We start from the raw sequence: 18,082 nt of genomic DNA, 5'->3' as shown, positions 1-18,082 counted from the left end.
GAGCGGGGCGGGGCGGCCGGCTCAGGCGCGGACGCCGGCCAGCTCCTCGGCGATCCGCGCCACGAGCCCGCGGGCCACGTCCGCCTTGGACCCCTCCAGGACCTGTTCGGGGCCGCCGGCGGCGCTGAGCACGGTCAGGACCGTGCTGTCCTGGCCGAACACCAGGTTCTCCCCCACGTGGTTGACGGCCAGCAGGTCGCAGCCCTTGCGCACGAGCTTCCGGCGCCCGAACGTCAGCGGGTCGGTCTCGGCGTCACCGGTCTCGGCGGCGAAGCCCACGAGGAGCTGGCGGCGCCGGGCGGTGTTGCGCAGGTCCACGAGCTCCCGCAGGACGTCGGGGTTGCGCACCAGCTCGAGCACGGGGTTGGAGCCGTCCTCGGCCTTCTTCAGCTTCGCGTCGGCGACCCGGGCCGGGCGGTAGTCGGCCACCGCGGCGGCCATCACCACGACGTCGGCCCGCGCCGCGGCGCGCACGCAGGCGCGGCGCAGCTGCTCGGCGGTGCCCGCGTGCACGACCTCGACGCCGGCGGGCACCGGGGTCTCCAGGTGGGCGGCCACGAGGGTCACCGCGGCGCCGGCGTCCCGGGCGGCGGCGGCGATCGCCACGCCCTGCTTGCCGGAGGAGCGGTTGCCCAGGTACCGGACGGGGTCCAGGGGCTCGCGGGTGCCGCCGGCGCTCACGAGCACCCGGGTGCCGGCCAGCGGGCCGTCGGGGGCGTCGCCCCGTCCGGCGAGGGCCAGGGCGGCGTCGCGGACGGTCTCCGGCTCGGGGAGCCGGCCGGGGCCGGAGTCGGGACCGGTGAGCCGGCCGTCGGCGGGCTCGAGGACGGTGTGCCCGTGGGCGCGCAGCGTCGCGACGTTGGCCTGCACGGCCGGGTTGAGCCACATCTCGGTGTGCATGGCCGGGGCGAACAGCACGGGGGCGCGGGTGGCGAGCAGCGTGGTGGTCAGCAGGTCGTCGGCGTGCCCGTGGGCGGCGCGCGCCAGCAGGTCGGCGGTCGCCGGGGCGACGACGACGAGGTCGGCGGCCTGGCCCTGGTGGACGTGGTTGACCTCGTCCACCCGGTCGAAGACGTCCGTGCTGACCCGCTGGCCCGAGAGCGCCTCCCACGTGGGGGCGCCCACGAACCGCAGCGCGGCCTCGGTGGGGACGGGCACCACCGTGTGGCCGCCCTCGGTGAACAGGCGCAGGAGCAGCGCCGCCTTGTACGCGGCGATGCCCCCGCCGATGCCGAGGACGATCCTCATGCCGCCGCGCCCCGGCGCGAGGGTGCCGGGCGGCTCACTGGTCCTGGAGGTCCCCGGGCTCCCGCCCCGGCTCGGCCGGAGCGGCGTCCGCGGCGTCGCCGGCGCCGTCGGAGGCGCTGTCGGCGGCGATGGCCGCGGCGCTGCCGGGCAGGTCGCCCAGCGGCTCGGCCGGGGTCTCGGCGCCGGAGGAGAAGTCGACCGAGGTGCCGCCGGAGAAGGCGGCGTCCGCGGAGAACTCCACGGCATCCTCCTCGGTGCCCTGGGCGAAGAAGTCGGCGCCGAACACGTCGGCGGCGAGGTCGGCCTCCGTGGTGAGCTGGCCGTTCTCGGCGAACCCGGCGTGCTCCACCGGGCGGCCCTCGATGAGGCCCTCGTCGATCTCGCGGAACGCGATCGACAGCGGCTTCTCGTTGAGCTGGGTGTCCACGAGGGGACCGACGTACTCGAACAGGCCCTCGTGGAGCTGCGAGTAGTAGGCATTGATCTGCCGGGCCCGCCGGGCGCCGAAGATGACGAGCCCGTACTTGGAGTCGGACTTCTTCAGCAGGGCGTCGATCGGCGGGTTGATGATGCCTTCGGTGTGGGTAGACAAGCGATTGCTCCAGACGGGGTGGACGGGTATCAGGATGCCTGCTCGGGGTCGATCCCCATGAGCTGCACGAGTTCGGCGGCGGCGCGCTCGACCCGGTCGTTGACGACGGTGTGGTCGAACTCCGGCTCTGCCGCGAGCTCCAGTTTAGCGGTTTCCAGCCGGACCCGCTGTTCCGCGGCCGTCTCGGTGCCCCGGCCGACGAGCCGGGCGACCATCTCGTCCCAGCTGGGCGGGGCGAGGAACACGAAGTTGGCGTCCGGCATGGTGTCGCGGACCTGCCGGGCGCCCTGCAGGTCGATCTCGAGCAGGACGCGGTATCCGCGCTCGATGGCCTGCTCCACGGTGGAGCGCAGCGTGCCGTAGCGGTGCGAGTTGTGCACCACGGCCCACTCGAGCAGCCGGCCGTCCCGGGCCATCGCGTCGAACTCCTCGTCGGAGACGAAGAAGTAGTGCGTGCCGTCGACCTCCCCCGGGCGGGGGGCCCGGGTGGTCGCGGACACGGACAGCCACACCTGGGGGTAGTGGTCCCGGACGTAGGTCGAGACCGTGCCCTTGCCCACGGCCGTGGGTCCGGCGAGCACGGTCAGGGACGGGCGCGCGGCGCGGGGCGCGTCGGGGCTCACGGGCATCCTCCTGGGACTGGGGTGTTTCCCCCAATCTAGCGGATCGCGCCCGGGCCCCCGCGCCCCGCCCGCCTCAGCGGTCGAGGTGCTCGATGAGCGCCCTGCGCTGGTGCACGCCGAGCCCGCGCAGCCGCCGGGTGCGGGCGATGCCGATCTCGTCCATGATGGCCGCCGAACGGACCTTGCCGATGCCGGGGGTGGCCTCGAGCAGGTCCGAGACCTTCAGCCGGCTCACGGCCTCGTCCCGGTCCGCCCGCTCGAGGATCTCGGCGACCGTCAGGCGGCGCTCGCGCAGCCCCTTCTTCACGTCGGCGCGTGCGGTCCGCGCTCTGGTGGCCTTCTCCCGCGCGGCGGCGCGCTCCTCGTCGGTCAACGGACGCAGTGCCATGTGGTTCCTCCTCGTCGCCACGGACTGCAGCCCCCGTCCCGCGGAGGGACGGACAGCCCGTTTGCTAAAGAAACTACATGAAGAACGATGTTCTGCACGGCAACACGTCCGTGGCGTGACCAGGGGTGTCGTCATCGGGGACCCCGCCGGAGCACGTCCCGGGACCGGCGAGGAGCTCAGCCCAGCGCGGCCGCCAGCTCCCCGGCGGAGCGGCGGACCGCCTCCCGCAGCGCCGCGGCGTCCGGTCCGCGGCGCAGGATCGCCCGGCTCGAGGCCGCGAGCACTTGGCCGGCCGCGGTGCCGAACACGCCCGGCAGCTCCTCGGCGCGGGCGCCCTGCGCGCCGTAGCCCGGGGCGAGCAGCGGCCCGCGCACGGCGGCCAGGTCGAGGCCCAGCTCGGCGGGGGCGGCGCCGACCGTGGCGCCCACCACGAGCCCGCAGGAGCCCAGGCCGTCCCGGGCCGTCCCGGCGGCCGTCCCGTCCGCGGTCGCGAGGAGCCGGGCGTTCTCGGCCGCGGCCGCGGCGCACACCGCGCCCGCCACCGACTCGCGGCCCCCGGCGTGCTGGACGGAGCGGCCCTCGGGGTTGGAGGTGAGCGCCAGCACGAACGTGCCGCGCCCGGTCCGGGCGGCCAGGTCCAGGGCCGGGCGCAGGGACTCGAAGCCGAGGTACGGGCTCAGGGTCACGGCGTCGGCCGCGAGCGGGGACCCCTCCCCCAGCCACGCGGCCGCGTAGGCCTCCATCGTGGAGCCGATGTCGCCGCGCTTGGCGTCGGCGACGGTCAGCAGGCCCGCCGAGCGGGCCTCGGCGAGCAGCTCCTCGAGCACGGCGAAGCCGGCGGCGCCGTAGGGCTCGTACAGCGCCACCTGGGGCTTGAGGGCGGCGGCGTGGCCGGCGGCCGCCTCGAGGACCGTCAGGGTGAACCGGCGCAGTCCCTCGGCGGAGCGGGGCAGGCCCCACGCGTCCAGAAGGCCCGGGTGCGGGTCGACGCCCACGCACAGGGGGCCGTGCTCGTCCATCGCCGCCCCCAGCCGGGCGCCGAAGGGCGCGCGGCCGGGGGCGGGGGGCACCGGGGCCGCGCGCTCAGGCACGCACGGCCTCGGGCTCGGACTCCTCGGCGCGGAGCAGGGCCTCCAGGCGCTGCTCGTGCTCCTGCAGGCTCGTGACGTCCCACGAGTAGGAGCGCAGCGCGGTGACGGCCTGCAGGGCGGCGCCCAGCACGGAGACCGTGGTCATCAGGGGCACGCCCACGCTGGTGGCCGCGGCGCGGATCTCGTAGCCGTCGCCGCGGGCGGCGCCGCCGGCCGGGGTGTTGAAGATCAGGTCGATCTCCCCGTCCGCGATCAGGTCCACGATGGTCCGCTCGCCGGGTGCCGTCTCCCGGATCTTGCGGACCACGGTGGACTCGATGCCGTTGCGGCGCAGCACGTCCGCGGTCCCGCCGGTGGCGAGGATCTCGAAGCCGAGGTCGCGGAACATCCGCACGTAGGCGATCGAGGAGCGCTTGTCCTTGTTGGCCACCGAGACGAACATCCGCCCGGACGTGGGCAGGGAGACGTTCGCGGCGGCCTGGGCCTTGGCGAAGGCCGTGTCGAAGTACTTGTCCAGGCCCATGACCTCGCCGGTGGAGCGCATCTCCGGGCCCAGCAGGGAGTCGACCACGGCCCCCTCGGCGGTGCGGAAGCGCGCGAACGGCAGCACGGCCTCCTTCACGGCCACGGGGGCCGAGGCCGGCAGCGTGGAGCCGTCGATCCGCTGGGGCAGGTGCCCCTGGGCCCGCAGCTGGGCGATGGTCGTGCCGGTGCCGATGAGGGCGGCGGCCTTGGCCAGCTGCACGCCCGTGGCCTTGGACACGAACGGCACGGTGCGGGAGGCCCGCGGGTTCGCCTCGATGACGTAGAGGACGTCGGAGGCCACGGCGAACTGGATGTTGATCAGCCCGCACACGCCCACGCCGCGGGCGATGGCCAGGGTGGCCTCGCGCACGCGCTCGACCACGTCGGGGCCGAGGGTGATGGAGGGCAGGGTGCACGCGGAGTCGCCGGAGTGGATGCCGGCCTCCTCGAGGTGCTCCATGACGCCGCCCACGTAGAGCTCCCGGCCGTCGTAGAGGGCGTCCACGTCGATCTCGATGGCGTCCTCGAGGAACTTGTCGATCAGCGCGGGCCGCGCGGCCGAGACCTCCGTGGCGTTCTGCAGGTAGCGGGCCAGGGCCGGCTCGTCGTAGACGATCTCCATGCCGCGGCCGCCGAGCACGTACGAGGGGCGCACGAGCACGGGGTAGCCGATGTCGTCCGCGATCCGCTTGGCGTCCTCGAAGGTGGACGCCGTGCCGTTCTTGGGCTGGCGCAGGCCGGCCTCGCCGAGCACGCGGGCGAACTCCCCGCGGTCCTCGGCGAGGTCGATGGCCTCCGGCGTGGTGCCCAGGATCGGCACCCCCGCGGCCTTGAGCTGGGCGGCGAGCTTGAGCGGGGTCTGCCCGCCCAGCTGCACGAACACCCCGAGCAGCCCGCCGGTGCGCCGCTCGGTCTCGACGACCTCCATGACGTCCTCGAAGGTCAGCGGCTCGAAGTACAGCCGCGTGGAGATGTCGTAGTCGGTGGAGACGGTCTCCGGGTTGCAGTTGACCATGACGGTCTCGTGACCGGCCTCGCGCAGCACCATGGACGCGTGCACGCACGAGTAGTCGAACTCGATGCCCTGCCCGATCCGGTTCGGCCCCGAGCCCAGGATCATGATCGACGGGCGCTCGTGCCGGCCCACCTCGCTCTCCTCGTCGTAGGAGGAGTAGTGGTAGGGGGTGAACGCCTCGAACTCCGCCGCGCACGTGTCCACGGTCTTGAACACGGGCCGGATGCCCAGCGCGTGGCGCACGCCGCGCACCACGTCCTCGGACAGGTGGGCGAGCTCGCCGATCTGGGCGTCGGAGAAGCCGTGCCGCTTGGCCAGGCGCAGGGTGCGGACCGTGAGGTCGCCGTCCTCGCGCACGGCGTCGGCGACCTCGTTGAGCAGCACCAGCTGGTCGAGGAACCAGGGGTCGATGCCCGTGGCCTCGTAGAGCCGCTCCACCGACGCGCCGGCCAGCAGGGCCTGCTGGACCTGCTGGAGGCGCTCCGTGGTGGGCGTCCGCGTGGCGTCGACGAGCCGCGCCAGGGCGTCGTCGTCGAGCTCGGCGCGCACGAACGAGAAGCTCGAGCCCTTCTGCTCGAGGGAGCGCATGGCCTTCTGCAGCGCCTCGGTGAAGTTGCGCCCGATCGCCATGGCCTCGCCGACCGACTTCATGGTGGTGGTCAGCGTGGGATCCGCGGCCGGGAACTTCTCGAACGCGAAGCGCGGGATCTTCACGACGACGTAGTCCAGCGCCGGCTCGAAGGACGCCGGGGTCTTCTGCGTGATGTCGTTGGGGATCTCGTCCAGGGTGTAGCCGAGCGACAGCTTCGTGGCGATCTTGGCGATCGGGAAGCCGGTGGCCTTGGAGGCCAGCGCCGAGGAGCGGGAGACCCTGGGGTTCATCTCGATGACGACGACGCGGCCGGTGTCCGGCTCGACCGCGAACTGGACGTTGCACCCGCCGGTGTCCACCCCGACCTCGCGGATCACGGCGATCGCGATGTCGCGCAGCTTCTGGTACTCGCGGTCGGTCAGGGTCATGGCCGGGGCCACGGTGATCGAGTCCCCGGTGTGCACCCCGACGGGGTCCAGGTTCTCGATGGAGCACACGACCACGACGTTGTCGTGCTTGTCGCGCATCATCTCCAGCTCGTACTCCTTCCAGCCGAGGATCGACTCCTCGAGGAGCACCTCGGAGGTGGGGCTGTACTGGATGCCGGCGCCGGCGATGCGGTGCAGGTCCTCCTCGTCGTAGGCCATGCCCGAGCCCAGGCCGCCCATCGTGAAGGACGGGCGCACCACCATGGGGTAGCCCAGCTGCTCGGCGGCGGCGAGGGCCTCCGGCATGGAGTGCACGATCACGGAGCGGGCGGACTCGGCGCCGCAGCGCTCCACCACGCCCTTGAACGCCTCCCGGTCCTCGGCGAGGTTGATCGCCTCGACGTCCGCCCCGATGAGCTCCACGCCGTACTTCTCGAGCACGCCGTTCGCGTCGAGGGCGATGGCCGCGGTGAGGGCCGTCTGCCCGCCCAGGGTCGGCAGCAGGGCGTCGGGCCGCTCCTTGGCGATGATCTTCTCCACCACCTCGGGGGTGATGGGCTCCACGTAGGTCGCGTCGGCGAACTCCGGGTCGGTCATGATGGTCGCGGGGTTGGAGTTCACGAGGATGACCCGCAGGCCCTCCTCCTTGAGCACCCGCAGGGCCTGCGTGCCCGAGTAGTCGAACTCCGCGGCCTGGCCGATGACGATCGGCCCGGAGCCGATGACCAGAACGCTGGTGAGGTCTGTCCTGCGCGGCATGTCAGTTCTGCCCTTCCGTGTCTGCGTCCCGGGACTCCTGCGCGCCCTGGGCGCCGCCGGGGACGGCGTTGTCGATGGTCGGGTCGGCGCGGCCGTCCCGGTGGCTGTCCATCAGCTCGATGAACCGGCCGAAGAGGTAGGAGGCGTCGTGCGGGCCGGCGGCGGCCTCCGGGTGGTACTGCACCGAGAACGCGGGCAGGTCGAGGCAGTTGAGCCCCTCCACCACGTCGTCGTTGAGGCACACGTGGCTGACCTCGACGCGCCCGAACTCGCCCAGGGGCGCCTCGACCGGGCCGTCCAGGGGGGCGTCGACGGCGAAGCCGTGGTTGTGGGCGGTGATCTCCACGCGCCCGGTCCTCCGGTCCAGCACCGGCTGGTTGATCCCCCGGTGGCCGAAGACGAGCTTGTAGGTGCCGAAGCCCAGGGCACGGCCCAGCAGCTGGTTGCCGAAGCAGATGCCGAAGAACGGGATGCCGGCGCGGAGCACCTCCCGCAGGGTCTCGATCTGCCGCTCGGCGGTGGCGGGGTCGCCGGGGCCGTTGGAGAAGAACACCCCGCGCGGGTCCAGGGCCCGGATCTGCTCGAAGTCCGTGCCGGCGGGCACGACGTGCACGCGCACGCCGCGCTCGGCGAAGCGGTGGGGGGTCATCGACTTGATCCCCAGGTCCACCGCCACGAGCTCGTGCAGCACCTCGCCGGTCCAGCCGTGCTCGGCGGGCTCCACGACGTAGGCCTCCGGCGCCGAGACCGTCTCGGCGAGCCGGCGGCCCTCCATCCGCTCGGTGGCGCCGACCTCGGCCACGAGCTCGGCGTCCGGGCGCAGCGCGGCGTCCCCGGAGAAGATCCCGCCGCGCATCGCGCCGCGGTCCCGCAGGTGGCGGGTGATCGCCCGGGTGTCGACGTCCTGGATGCCGACGACGCCCTGCGCGGCCAGCTCCTCGTCGAGGGAGCCCTCGGAGCGCCAGTTGGACGGGCGGCGGGCCGCGTCGCGCACGACGTAGCCGGACACCCAGATCCGCCGGGACTCGGCGTCGGCGGCGTTGACGCCGGTGTTGCCGATGTGCGGGGCGGTCTGCACGACGAGCTGGCCGGCGTAGGAGGGGTCGGTGATGGTCTCCTGGTAGCCGGTCATGCCGGTGGAGAACACGGCCTCGCCGAGGGCGGTGCCGAGCGCGCCGTAGGCGCGGCCGCGGAAGACGCGGCCGTCCTCCAGCACGAGCACGGCGGGTTCAGTGGTGATCGAGCTCAAGGTCGTCCTCACGTTCAGGTCTGTGGGTCGTCAAGTCTGGGGGTCGTTGCGGCGGGGCGGCGGGGTGCCGCCGGCGGGTCAGGAGTGCGGTGCCGGGACGATCGCCTCCACGGCGGCGAGGAGCCGCTGCTTGTCCTCGGCCCGCTGGGTGCGGAAGCCGGTGTCCACCACGGTGGGGCCGAGCCTCCAGGTGAGCACGGCGAGCCCGTCCCGCTCCACGAACTTCCCGACCATGCCGGAGCTGGTGCCCACGGCCACGAGGTCAGCGGCGGGGACGAACAGGGCCGGGGCGCCCTGCCGGTCGAGGAGCACGCCGTCCTCGAGGACCAGCGCCCTCGCCCGGGCGCGCACGCCCAGGCCGTGGGCGGCGATCCGCTCGAGCGGGGCGCCGGTCTCCGTGGTGCTCACGTACATGCCCGGGACCACGAGCCGGGGCTCGCGCTCCTCGAGGCCCGCGGGCGGCGCGGCCGGCGCGGGGATCCCGGACTGGCGCCGCACGCGCGTGGTCCAGCCCCGGCGGAGCAGGGCGAAGAGCACGGCGAGGACGAGGACCGTGACGAGCACGGTGGTGAGCTGGTCCATGGGACGGGGGCCTCCGGGCGGTGGAAGGGGGTCGGAGCGGTCAGGCGGCGGGCACCGGGGCGGGGGTGTTGAGCGCCCGGTCCAGGACGGTGGGGTGGCCGCGGAAGAAGGTGGCCCGGACCGCGCCGGGCAGCTCCATGCCGCGGTAGGGGCTGTTGCGGCCCTTGGACGCGTGCCGGGCGGGGTCCACCACGGTGGTGGCCGCCGGGTCCCACAGGGTGATGTTCGCCGGCTCGCCCTCCGCGAGCGGCCGGCCCTGGCCGGCCAGGCGGCCGATCCGGGCGGGGGTCGCCGAGGTGATCCGGGCGACGTCGCGCCACGTCAGGAGGCCGGTGTCCACGAGGCTGAGCTGGACCACGGACAGCGCGGTCTCGAGCCCGGTCATCCCGTTGGCCGCGCAGGACCACTCGCACTCCTTGTCCTCGGCGGGGTGCGGCGCGTGGTCGGTGCCGATCACGTCGATGGTGCCGTCGGCCACGGCCTCGCGCAGGGCGTGCACGTCCTCGTCCGTGCGCAGCGGCGGGTTGACCTTGAACACCGGGTCGAAGCTGCGGACCCGCTCGTCGGTGAGCAGCAGGTGGTGCGGGGTGGCCTCCGCGGTGACGTCGATGCCGCGCCGCTTGGCCCAGCGGACGATGTCCACGGAGCCCTTCGTGGAGAGGTGGCAGATGTGCACGCGGGAGCCGACGTGCTCGGCGAGCAGGACGTCGCGGGCGATGATCGCCTCCTCGGCGACGGCGGGCCAGCCCGTGAGCCCGAGCTCGGCGGAGACGGAGCCCTCGTTCATCTGGGCGCCCTCGGTCAGGCGCGGTTCCTGGGCGTGCTGGGCCACGACGCCGTCGAAGCCCTTGACGTACTCGAGCGCCCGGCGCATCAGCACCGGGTCGTGCACGCACATGCCGTCGTCGGAGAACATCCGCACGCCGGCGCGGGACTCGGCCATCGCCATGATCTCGGACAGCCGCTCCCCCTTCAGGCCCACGGTCACGGCGCCCACGGGCCGGACCTCGACCCAGCCGGCGGAGCGGCCCAGCTCGTGGACCTGCTCGACGACGCCGGCCGTGTCCGCCACGGGGTCGGAGTTCGCCATGGCGAAGACGGCGGTGTAGCCGCCGAGGGCGGCCGCGCGGGTGCCCGTCTCGACGGTCTCGGCGTCCTCCCGGCCCGGCTCGCGCAGGTGGGTGTGGATGTCCACGAGACCGGGCAGGGCCACGAGCCCGGCGGCGTCGACGACGCGCGCGCCGCCCGCGGCCCCGGCGAGGTCGGGGCCGATGCGCCGGACCACGCCGTCCTCGACGAGGATGTCGGCGGCCTGCTCGCCGTACGGCTGGGCGCCCTGGATGAGGTACGAGGTCACGAGAGGTCAGCGCTCCTGGGGTGCGGGGTGGAGGTGGGGTCGAGGTCGTCGCCGGACAGCAGCAGGTAGAGCACCGACATCCGCACGGAGACGCCGTTGCGCACCTGGTCCAGGACGGTGGAGCGCGGGGAGTCCGCCGCGGCCGAGGAGATCTCCAGGCCCCGGTTCATGGGTCCCGGGTGCATGATCGCCGTGGACGCCCCGGCGGCGTCGAGGGCCGCGACCCGCTCGGGGGTCAGCCCCCACTCCCGGGCGTACTCCTGGGCGGTCGGGAAGAACGCCGCGTGCATCCGCTCGCGCTGCACGCGCAGCATCATCACGGCGTCCGGGGCCGGGTCCAGCGCCTCGTCGAGCGAGAAGACCACCCGGCACGGCCAGTCCGCGATGCCGACCGGCAGCAGCGTGGGCGGGGCCACGAAGGTCACGCGGGCGCCGAGGGTGGTGAACAGCCACAGGTCGGAGCGGGCCACCCGGGAGTGCAGGACGTCGCCGACGATCACCACGTGCAGGCCGTCGAGGTCGAGCCCGCGGGTGCTCTCCCGGCCCTCGGTGCGGGCACGGTGCTGGCGCAGCGTCATGGCGTCGAGCAGCGCCTGGGTGGGGTGCTCGTGGGTGCCGTCCCCGGCGTTGACCACGGCGGCGTCGATCCAGTCGGACTCGGCGAGCTGCTGCGGGGAGCCGGAGGCCGAGTGCCGGATCACCACGGCGTCGGCGCTCATCGCCGCGAGGGTCTGGGCGGTGTCCTTGAGCGACTCGCCCTTCGAGACCGAGGAGCCCTTGGCGGAGAAGTTCAGCACGTCCGCGGACAGGCGCTTGGCCGCTGTCTCGAAGGAGATGCGGGTGCGGGTGGAGTCCTCGAAGAAGAGGTTGACCACGGTGCGGCCCCGCAGTGCGGGGAGCTTCTTAACGGAGCGCTGGCCCACGGCGGCCATCTGGTCCGCGGTGTCCAGGACCGTCAGGGCGGCGTCGTAGGAGAGGTCCTTCGTGGACAGCAGGTGCCTCATGCGCCGGCCCCCGGCACGGTGGTCTCGATGACCACGCAGTCGGCGTTCTCCTGCGCGCGGGGCTCCGGGTCGGTCTCGGCCAGCCGGACCCGCACCTTCTCCTGCGAGGAGGTGGGCAGGTTCTTGCCCACGTGGTCGGCGCGGACGGGCAGCTCCCGGTGGCCGCGGTCGACGAGCACGGCGAGCCGGACCACGCGGGGGCGCCCGACGTCCACGAGGGCGTCGAGGGCGGCGCGCACGGTGCGCCCGGAGTACAGGACGTCGTCGACGAGGACCACGGTGCGCCCGTCGATGCCCTGCACGGGGATGCGGGTCGGCTGGGGGGCGCGGGCGGGGTTCTTGCGCAGGTCGTCGCGGAACATCGTGACGTCGAGCTGGCCGAGGCTCGCGGCGGCGTCGAAGCCGGGGTCGGTCGCGGCGATCTTGGCGGCGATCCGCTGGGCCAGCGGATAGCCGCGGCGCGGGATGCCCAGCAGCACGAGGTCCGAGCTGCCCTTGTTGGCCTCGAGGATCTCGTGGGCGATGCGCGTCAGGGCGCGGTCGATGTCGGCTGCCGAGAGGATGACGCGCGCGGCCGCGGGTCCCGTGGCGGGACCGGCCGTGGAGGTGTCGTCGTTCATGGGTGCCGCCTCCTTCCCCGCCTCACAGGACGGACTTAAAGGTTGCTTGCTCGCCCCAAACTAGCACAGCGGCCCGCACCCCCCGGGCCGGGCGTGACCTGCGCCTCCTCCGGCCGTGCGGGCCCGGTCAGGCGCTGTGGTCGGCCCGCTCCCACCAGGCCGCGGTGGCCGCGGCCGAGCCGAGGGCAACGAGCCCCACGCCCAGGGGCCCGGCCCAGCCGGTGTCCGCGGCGGCCGGGCCGGCGGTCCCGGCGAGCAGGGCGGGCACGGCCCAGGGGAACCACGCGCCGTGGCCGACGGCGGCGAGCACCTGGGCCGTGAGCACGGTGAAGAAGAGCACCGCCACGGCGGGCAGGTAGCCCCGCCCCACGCTCGCGGCCAGCCCGTACGGCACGGCCAGGCCCGCCGTGAGCAGCCCGGCGCCGAGGACGCCGCCGGCCCCGCGCAGGGCGGCGCCGGCCGACCAGCCGGGCAGTCCGAGGCCCGCGCCGAGGACGAGCACGAGCAGCACGAGGAGCACCGTGAGCACCCCGCACCAGCCGAGCAGCAGCAGCAGCTTCGCCAGGACCACGGCGGTGCGGGAGGTGGGCAGGGCCAGCAGGTCCGTGGCGGTGCGGTCGGAGAACTCCCGGCCGAACAGCCAGATCGCCGCGGTCCCGAAGATCACGAGCCCGCCCACCGAGACGGTCTGCGCGGTGAGGGAGAAGTACCCCGCCCAGTCCGCGGTGCCCCGGTGAGCTGGGCCTTGGTCCCCAGCAGCCCCAGGGTCCGGGCGCGGTCGACGTCCTGGAGCACGAACATGAAGAACGCCCCCACGGCCCCGGCGAGCAGGACGGCCCCGGCGGTGGCCCACGGCACGCGCGAGCGGCGCAGCTTCAGGGCCTCGGCGTGCAGGGCGGCCACCAGCTCAGCGGGCACCGGAGGCCTCCTGCTGCTCCGGGGCCTGCGCGCCCACCAGGCGCAGGAAGTAGGCCTCGAGGTCCTCGCGGACCACCGTCAGGCCCGTGGGCGGCACGCCGCCGTGCACCAGGGCGGCGGCCACGGCGTCCGGCCGGTCCGTGGCCCCGTCCGCGTCGAGCACGAGCGCGCGGGGCCCGCGCCGGGCCGCGAAGCCGGCGGCGGCCAGGACCCGCACCGCCCGGTCGTCGTCGCGCGTGCTGAGCTCGAGCCGGCGGCGGACCCGGTCGGGCAGGGCTGCGGTGGCGAACTCGTCGAGCAGCGCGCCGCGGTGCAGGACCCCGATCCGGGTGGCCACGCGGGCGACCTCGCCGAGGATGTGGCTGGAGAGCAGCACGGCGGTGCCGTGCTCGCGGGCGAGGCGCTCGAGCAGGGTGCGCACCTCGACCACGCCGGCCGGGTCCAGCCCGTTGACCGGCTCGTCGAGGACCAGCAGGGACGGGCGGTGCAGCACGGCCCGGGCCAGGGCCAGCCGCTGCAGGTTGCCCTGGGACAGGACGCGGGCGCGACGGTCGGCGTGCTCGCGCAGACCGAGGAGCTCCACGGCGTCCTCGACCGCGGCCGGGGACCGCAGCCGGTGCAGCCGGCGGGCGACCTCGAGGTTCTCCCGCACGGTCAGCTCCGGGTAGGCGGAGGCGGCCTCCACGAGGTAGCCGACCTCCGCCCACACCGACCGCTCGCCGCGGCCGCGGCCGAGCACCGTGACGGAGCCGGCCGCGGGCCGGACCATGCCGAGGACCATCCGCATCACCGTGGTCTTCCCGGCGCCGTTGAGCCCCAGCAGCGCGTAGATCTCCCCCGGGGCGACCTCGAGGCAGACGCGGTCGACCGCGCGCACGGTCCCGTAGTGCTTTGAGACGCCCTGCAGGCGCAGTGCGGGAGCTGTCATCGGGACCTCCCCGGGAACGGCGGGCCGTGCTCCCGGCCATGCTAGCGCCCCGGGCGTGCCGATCAGCCCAGCAGGGTCGGCTTCATCCTCTGCAGCCGGCCCAGGAGGCCGTTGACGAAGCGCGGGGAGTCGTCCCCCGCGAGCTCCTTGGCGAGGGACACGGCCTCGGCCACGGCGACCCCATCCGGGACGTCGTCGTTGAACAGCAGCTCCCAGGCGCCCACGCGCAGCACGTTGCGGTCCACGGCCGGCATCCGCTCGAGGGTCCAGCCCTGGGAGTACGTCTCCAGGTACTCGTCGAGCTCACCGCGGCGCATCGTGACGCCGAGCACGAGCTCCTCGGCGTACGGGGAGACCAGCGAGTCGCTGTGCAGCCGGCGCCGCTCCATCACCTCGCGGGCGTCCTCGCCGCGCTGCTCGGCCTCGAAGAGGATCTCCACGGCGCGCCGGCGCGCCTTGCCCCGGGCGCTCACTCGTTGACGCGGCCCAGGTAGTCACCCGTGCGGGTGTCGACCTTGACCTTGGTGCCCTGCTCGAGGAACAGCGGCACCTGGATCTGGTAGCCGGTCTCCACGGTGGCGGGCTTGGTGCCGCCGGTGGAGCGGTCGCCCTGCAGGCCCGGCTCGGTGTAGGTGATCTCGAGCACCACGGACGCGGGCAGCTCGATGTACAGCGGGGCGCCCTCGTACATCGCGATGGTGGCGTTGAGGTTCTCGAGCATGAAGTTGGCGGCGTCGCCCACCACCTCACCGGGGACGGTGATCTGGTCGTAGGTCTTGTTGTCCATGAAGACGTAGTCGGCGCCGTCCTGGTACAGGTACTGGTACTCGCTGCGGTCCACGGTGGCCGTCTCGATCTTGGCGCCGGCGTTGAAAGTCTTGTCGACGACCTTCCCGGACCGGATGTTGCGCATCTTGGTGCGCACGAACGCCCCGCCCTTGCCCGGCTTGACGTGCTGGAACTCGATGACGTTCCAGAGGTTGCCCTCCAGCTTCAGGACGGTGCCGTTCTTGATGTCGTTCGTGGTAGCCACAGGTTCTCTCTCTGTCTGTCTGCGAAGTCGGCAGGTCGGCGCGGTCGGCCGGTGTCGTCCCGGACCGCGGACCAGTCTAGCGGGGCGCGCCCTCGGCGATTTCCTGGTAGGTCGCGAAGAGGATCGCGGGGTCGGGGACCTCGAGGACACGGGGCTTGCCGACGGCGTCGAGGACGACGAAGCGCAGCAGGTTCCCGCGGGTCTTCTTGTCCCGCTTCATGACCTCGAGCAGCCGGGGCCACTGGTCCCACCGGTAGGCGGTGGGCAGCCCCAGGGCGGTGAGGACGCTGCGGTGGCGCTCGACGACGTCGTCGGCCAGGCTGCCGGCGGTGCGGGCGAGCTCCGCGGCGAAGACCATCCCCACGGCGACCGCCGCGCCGTGGCGCCACTGGTAGCGCTCGTTGTGCTCGATCGCGTGGCCGAGGGTGTGCCCGTAGTTGAGCACCTCCCGGCGCCCGGCCTCCCGCAGGTCGCCGGAGACGATCTCGGCCTTGACCCGGATGCCGCGCTCCACGAGCTCGCGCACCACCTCGGACTGCGAGTCCCGCACCGCCTCCGGGTGGCCCTCGATGAGCTCGAGGATCCGCTCGTCGGCGATGAAGCCGCACTTGACGACCTCCGCCATGCCGGTGAGCAGCTCGTTCTCGGGCAGCGTCCGCAGCGTGTCGAGGTCGCACAGCACGGCCGCGGGCGGGTGGAAGGCGCCCACGAGGTTCTTGCCCTCCGCGGTGTTGATCCCGGTCTTGCCGCCCACGGCGGCGTCCACCATGCCGAGCAGGGTCGTGGGCACGTGCACCACCCGCACCCCGCGCAGCCAGGTGGCGGCCACGAAGCCCGCGAGGTCGGAGACCGCTCCCCCGCCCACGGAGACGATGGCGTCCGAGCGGGTGAAGTCGTTCTGCCCCAGGACCTGCCAGCAGAAGGACGCCACCTGGACGTGCTTGCCCTCCTCGGCGTCGGGGATCTCGGCCGTGAACGCCTGGTAGCCCTGGCCGCGCAGCTCCTCCATGACCACGTCGCCGGTGCTGCGCAGCGCCCTCGGGTGGATGACCAGCACGCGCTGGACCCGGTCGCCGAGCACGCGGGGGACCTCCCCGAGCAGCCCGTGGCCCACGAGGACGTCGTAGTTCTCGGCCGGACGGTCCCCGGTGACGGGGATGGTCGTGACGGTGCGGGGAGCGGACTCGCTCATGCCTGGACCTCCTGGGTGCTGTCGGTGGTGCCGCCGGCGGCCCGCGCGGACCGCAGGCGGACGAGCTCCGCCTCGAGGTCGGCGCCGATCTCCGCGACGGGTCGGTTGCGGGTGCCGTCGAGGGTGATGTCGGCGAGCTCCTCGTAGCAGGCGCGCCGGCACTCGTAGAGCTCCTGCCAGCGCCGCTCCGGGTCCGGCTGGAGCATGGGCCGGGTCCGGTTGCCGCTGATCCTGGGGAGCACGGTCTCGGCGTCCACCTCGAGGTAGGCGACGAGCTCGTGGCGCAGCAGCTCCCGGGTGGACGGGGTCATGGGGGCGCCGCCGCCCACGGAGAAGATCGCGTTGGCGTGGTCGGGGTCCCGGAGGATCTCGGCGATGGTGTCCGCCTCGAGGTCGCGGAAGTACTTCTCGCCGTGCTCCGCGAAGATCCCCGAGATCACGCCGTAGCGGGAGACGATCACCTGGTCGGCGTCCACGAAGTCGTAGCCGTAGAACTTGGACATGTGCAGGGCCAGGAAGGACTTGCCGGCGGCCATGGGGCCGATGAGCACCACGGGCCGCTGCGGGACCGCGGTGCCGTCGGCCGGGGCGGGGAACTGCGCGTTCACGCCTGGCCCTCCCCCGTCTCGGCGGGCGCCACGAGCGGGTCGCCCATGTGGTCGTCGCGCGCCGCGGCGTCGCCCTCGAACTGCCCGAGCTCGCCGGAGGAGTGCAGGTTCTCCGGGACGGCGGCGAGGTAGGCGTCCTTGTTGCGGGCGGTCTCGGCGATCGAGTCCCCGCCGAACTTCTCCGTCACGGCGTCGGCGAGCACGAGGGCCACCATCGCCTCGGCCACCACGCCGGCCGCGGGCACGGCGCACACGTCCGAGCGCTGGTGGTGGGCCCGGGCGGCCTCGCCGGTCGCGACGTCGACGGTGCGCAGGGCCTTCGGCACGGTGGCGATGGGCTTCATGGCCGCGCGCACGCGCAGGACGTCCCCGATGGACATGCCGCCCTCGATCCCGCCGGCCCGGTTGCTCACGCGGCGCACCGCGCCGTCGGCGCCGCGGGCGATCTCGTCGTGGGCCTCGGACCCGGGGCGGGACGCGGTCAGGAAGCCGTCCCCGACCTCGACGCCCTTGATCGCCTGGATGCCCATCAGCGCCCCGGCGAGGCGGGAGTCCAGCCGGCGGTCCCAGTGCACGTAGGAGCCGAGTCCCGGCGGCAGGCCGTAGGCGAGGACCTCCACGACGCCCCCGAGGGTCTCCCCGTCCTTGTGCGCGGCGTCCACCGCCGCCACCATGGACTCCGCCGTGGCGGGGTCGAAGCACCGCAGGGGGTCGGCGTCGAGGGCGGCCACGTCCGCGGGCAGCGGCCGCGGGGCGTCCACCGGCGCGCTCACGGCGCCCACGGCGGTCGTGTGGGAGACGAGGCGCACACCCACGGCCTCGAGCATCTTCGCGGCGACGGCGCCGAGGGCCACGCGCGTGGCGGTCTCCCGGGCGCTGGCCCGCTCCAGCACGGGGCGGGCCTCGTCGAAGCCGTACTTCTGCATCCCGGTGAGATCGGCGTGGCCGGGGCGGGGGCGGGTCAGGGGGGCGTTGCGGGCACGGCCCTCGAGCACCTCATCGTCCACGGGGTCCGCGGACATCACCTCGCGCCACTTGGGCCACTCGGTGTTGGCGATCTCGATCGCCACCGGTCCGCCCTGGGTCACGCCGTGGCGCACGCCGCCGAGCAGGCGCACCTGGTCCTGCTCGAACTTCATCCGCGCGCCCCGCCCGTAGCCGAGACGGCGGCGGGCCAGGGCGTCGCGGACGTCCTGGCTGGTCAGGCTCACCCCCGCGGGGACGCCCTCGATGATCCCGACGAGCGCCTCGCCGTGCGACTCGCCGGCCGTGAGCCAACGCAACATAACAACTCTTTCCGTTTCGGGGTCTCGTCGGCCGGGTCCGCAGG

At 73.9% G+C, this 18,082-nt stretch carries 18 protein-coding genes and 1 pseudogene; all 19 read right to left on the bottom strand.

Annotation, left to right across the window (positions count from 1 at the left end; translation table 11 throughout):
* Positions 1–21: 21 nt before the first annotated feature.
* Positions 22–1,248 (bottom strand): bifunctional phosphopantothenoylcysteine decarboxylase/phosphopantothenate--cysteine ligase CoaBC, encoded by a 1,227-nt coding sequence (gene coaBC / locus ACPYN7_RS04585; RefSeq protein WP_424346816.1) that lies wholly within the window; start codon positions 1,246–1,248, stop codon positions 22–24.
* Positions 1,249–1,585: 337 nt separating this feature from the next.
* Positions 1,586–1,840, bottom strand: a pseudogene (gene rpoZ / locus ACPYN7_RS04580) (DNA-directed RNA polymerase subunit omega); the annotation flags it as partial.
* Positions 1,841–1,869: 29 nt separating this feature from the next.
* Positions 1,870–2,469, bottom strand: coding sequence for a guanylate kinase (gene gmk, locus ACPYN7_RS04575; protein ID WP_058872654.1), 600 nt, complete (start codon positions 2,467–2,469; stop codon positions 1,870–1,872).
* A gap of 67 nt (positions 2,470–2,536) precedes the next feature.
* On the bottom strand, positions 2,537–2,851 hold the full coding sequence (gene mihF / locus ACPYN7_RS04570; RefSeq protein WP_058872655.1) for an integration host factor, actinobacterial type: 315 nt from the start codon (positions 2,849–2,851) through the stop codon (positions 2,537–2,539).
* Between the two features lie 176 nt (positions 2,852–3,027).
* Entirely contained in the window at positions 3,028–3,942 is a 915-nt protein-coding gene (gene pyrF, locus ACPYN7_RS04565; RefSeq protein ID WP_424346815.1) for an orotidine-5'-phosphate decarboxylase, read from the bottom strand.
* Positions 3,935–7,261, bottom strand: coding sequence for a carbamoyl-phosphate synthase large subunit (carB, locus tag ACPYN7_RS04560; protein ID WP_424346814.1), 3,327 nt, complete (start codon positions 7,259–7,261; stop codon positions 3,935–3,937). The genes pyrF and carB overlap by 8 nt, the downstream gene beginning before the upstream one ends.
* Before the next feature lies 1 nt (position 7,262).
* Positions 7,263–8,510 carry a glutamine-hydrolyzing carbamoyl-phosphate synthase small subunit gene (carA, locus tag ACPYN7_RS04555; RefSeq protein ID WP_424346813.1) on the bottom strand — a complete coding sequence of 416 codons (1,248 nt, stop codon included), beginning with the start codon at positions 8,508–8,510 and terminating at the stop codon, positions 7,263–7,265.
* A gap of 78 nt (positions 8,511–8,588) precedes the next feature.
* The gene (locus ACPYN7_RS04550; protein WP_058872659.1) at positions 8,589–9,092 is read right to left on the bottom strand and encodes a hypothetical protein; all 504 of its coding nucleotides are present in this window, start codon (positions 9,090–9,092) and stop codon (positions 8,589–8,591) included.
* Positions 9,093–9,132: 40 nt separating this feature from the next.
* The gene (locus ACPYN7_RS04545; RefSeq protein WP_058872660.1) at positions 9,133–10,449 is read right to left on the bottom strand and encodes a dihydroorotase; all 1,317 of its coding nucleotides are present in this window, start codon (positions 10,447–10,449) and stop codon (positions 9,133–9,135) included.
* Positions 10,446–11,453 carry an aspartate carbamoyltransferase catalytic subunit gene (locus tag ACPYN7_RS04540; protein ID WP_058872661.1) on the bottom strand — a complete coding sequence of 336 codons (1,008 nt, stop codon included), beginning with the start codon at positions 11,451–11,453 and terminating at the stop codon, positions 10,446–10,448. The genes ACPYN7_RS04545 and ACPYN7_RS04540 overlap by 4 nt, the downstream gene beginning before the upstream one ends.
* A complete protein-coding gene (gene pyrR / locus ACPYN7_RS04535; RefSeq protein ID WP_058872662.1) occupies positions 11,450–12,073 on the bottom strand; it encodes a bifunctional pyr operon transcriptional regulator/uracil phosphoribosyltransferase PyrR in 624 nt (207 codons plus the stop codon). Before pyrR ends, ACPYN7_RS04540 begins: the two co-directional genes overlap by 4 nt.
* A gap of 127 nt (positions 12,074–12,200) precedes the next feature.
* Positions 12,201–12,752 carry an ABC transporter permease gene (locus ACPYN7_RS04530; protein WP_424346812.1) on the bottom strand — a complete coding sequence of 184 codons (552 nt, stop codon included), beginning with the start codon at positions 12,750–12,752 and terminating at the stop codon, positions 12,201–12,203.
* Positions 12,737–12,991: a hypothetical protein gene (locus ACPYN7_RS04525; protein WP_424346811.1), complete on the bottom strand. Its 255-nt coding sequence runs from the start codon at positions 12,989–12,991 to the stop codon at positions 12,737–12,739. Before ACPYN7_RS04525 ends, ACPYN7_RS04530 begins: the two co-directional genes overlap by 16 nt.
* Positions 12,981–13,919, bottom strand: coding sequence for an ABC transporter ATP-binding protein (locus ACPYN7_RS04520; RefSeq protein ID WP_424346810.1), 939 nt, complete (start codon positions 13,917–13,919; stop codon positions 12,981–12,983). Before ACPYN7_RS04520 ends, ACPYN7_RS04525 begins: the two co-directional genes overlap by 11 nt.
* A 62-nt stretch (positions 13,920–13,981) precedes the next feature.
* Positions 13,982–14,392, bottom strand: a complete 411-nt coding sequence (gene nusB, locus ACPYN7_RS04515) for a transcription antitermination factor NusB (RefSeq protein ID WP_424346809.1) — start codon at positions 14,390–14,392, stop codon at positions 13,982–13,984.
* Positions 14,389–14,952 carry an elongation factor P gene (efp, locus tag ACPYN7_RS04510; RefSeq protein ID WP_058872665.1) on the bottom strand — a complete coding sequence of 188 codons (564 nt, stop codon included), beginning with the start codon at positions 14,950–14,952 and terminating at the stop codon, positions 14,389–14,391. Before efp ends, nusB begins: the two co-directional genes overlap by 4 nt.
* Before the next feature lie 76 nt (positions 14,953–15,028).
* The gene (aroB, locus tag ACPYN7_RS04505) at positions 15,029–16,144 is read right to left on the bottom strand and encodes a 3-dehydroquinate synthase (protein WP_058872666.1); all 1,116 of its coding nucleotides are present in this window, start codon (positions 16,142–16,144) and stop codon (positions 15,029–15,031) included.
* Positions 16,141–16,752, bottom strand: coding sequence for a shikimate kinase (locus tag ACPYN7_RS04500; RefSeq protein WP_424346808.1), 612 nt, complete (start codon positions 16,750–16,752; stop codon positions 16,141–16,143). The genes aroB and ACPYN7_RS04500 overlap by 4 nt, the downstream gene beginning before the upstream one ends.
* Positions 16,749–18,038, bottom strand: coding sequence for a chorismate synthase (gene aroC / locus ACPYN7_RS04495; protein WP_058872668.1), 1,290 nt, complete (start codon positions 18,036–18,038; stop codon positions 16,749–16,751). Before aroC ends, ACPYN7_RS04500 begins: the two co-directional genes overlap by 4 nt.
* Positions 18,039–18,082: the final 44 nt, after the last annotated feature.

This window comes from Kocuria sp. CH-021, from assembly GCF_049716185.1.
Lineage (GTDB): Bacteria > Actinomycetota > Actinomycetes > Actinomycetales > Micrococcaceae > Kocuria > Kocuria cellulosilytica.
This window is presented reverse-complemented; position numbering and strand designations above follow the sequence as displayed.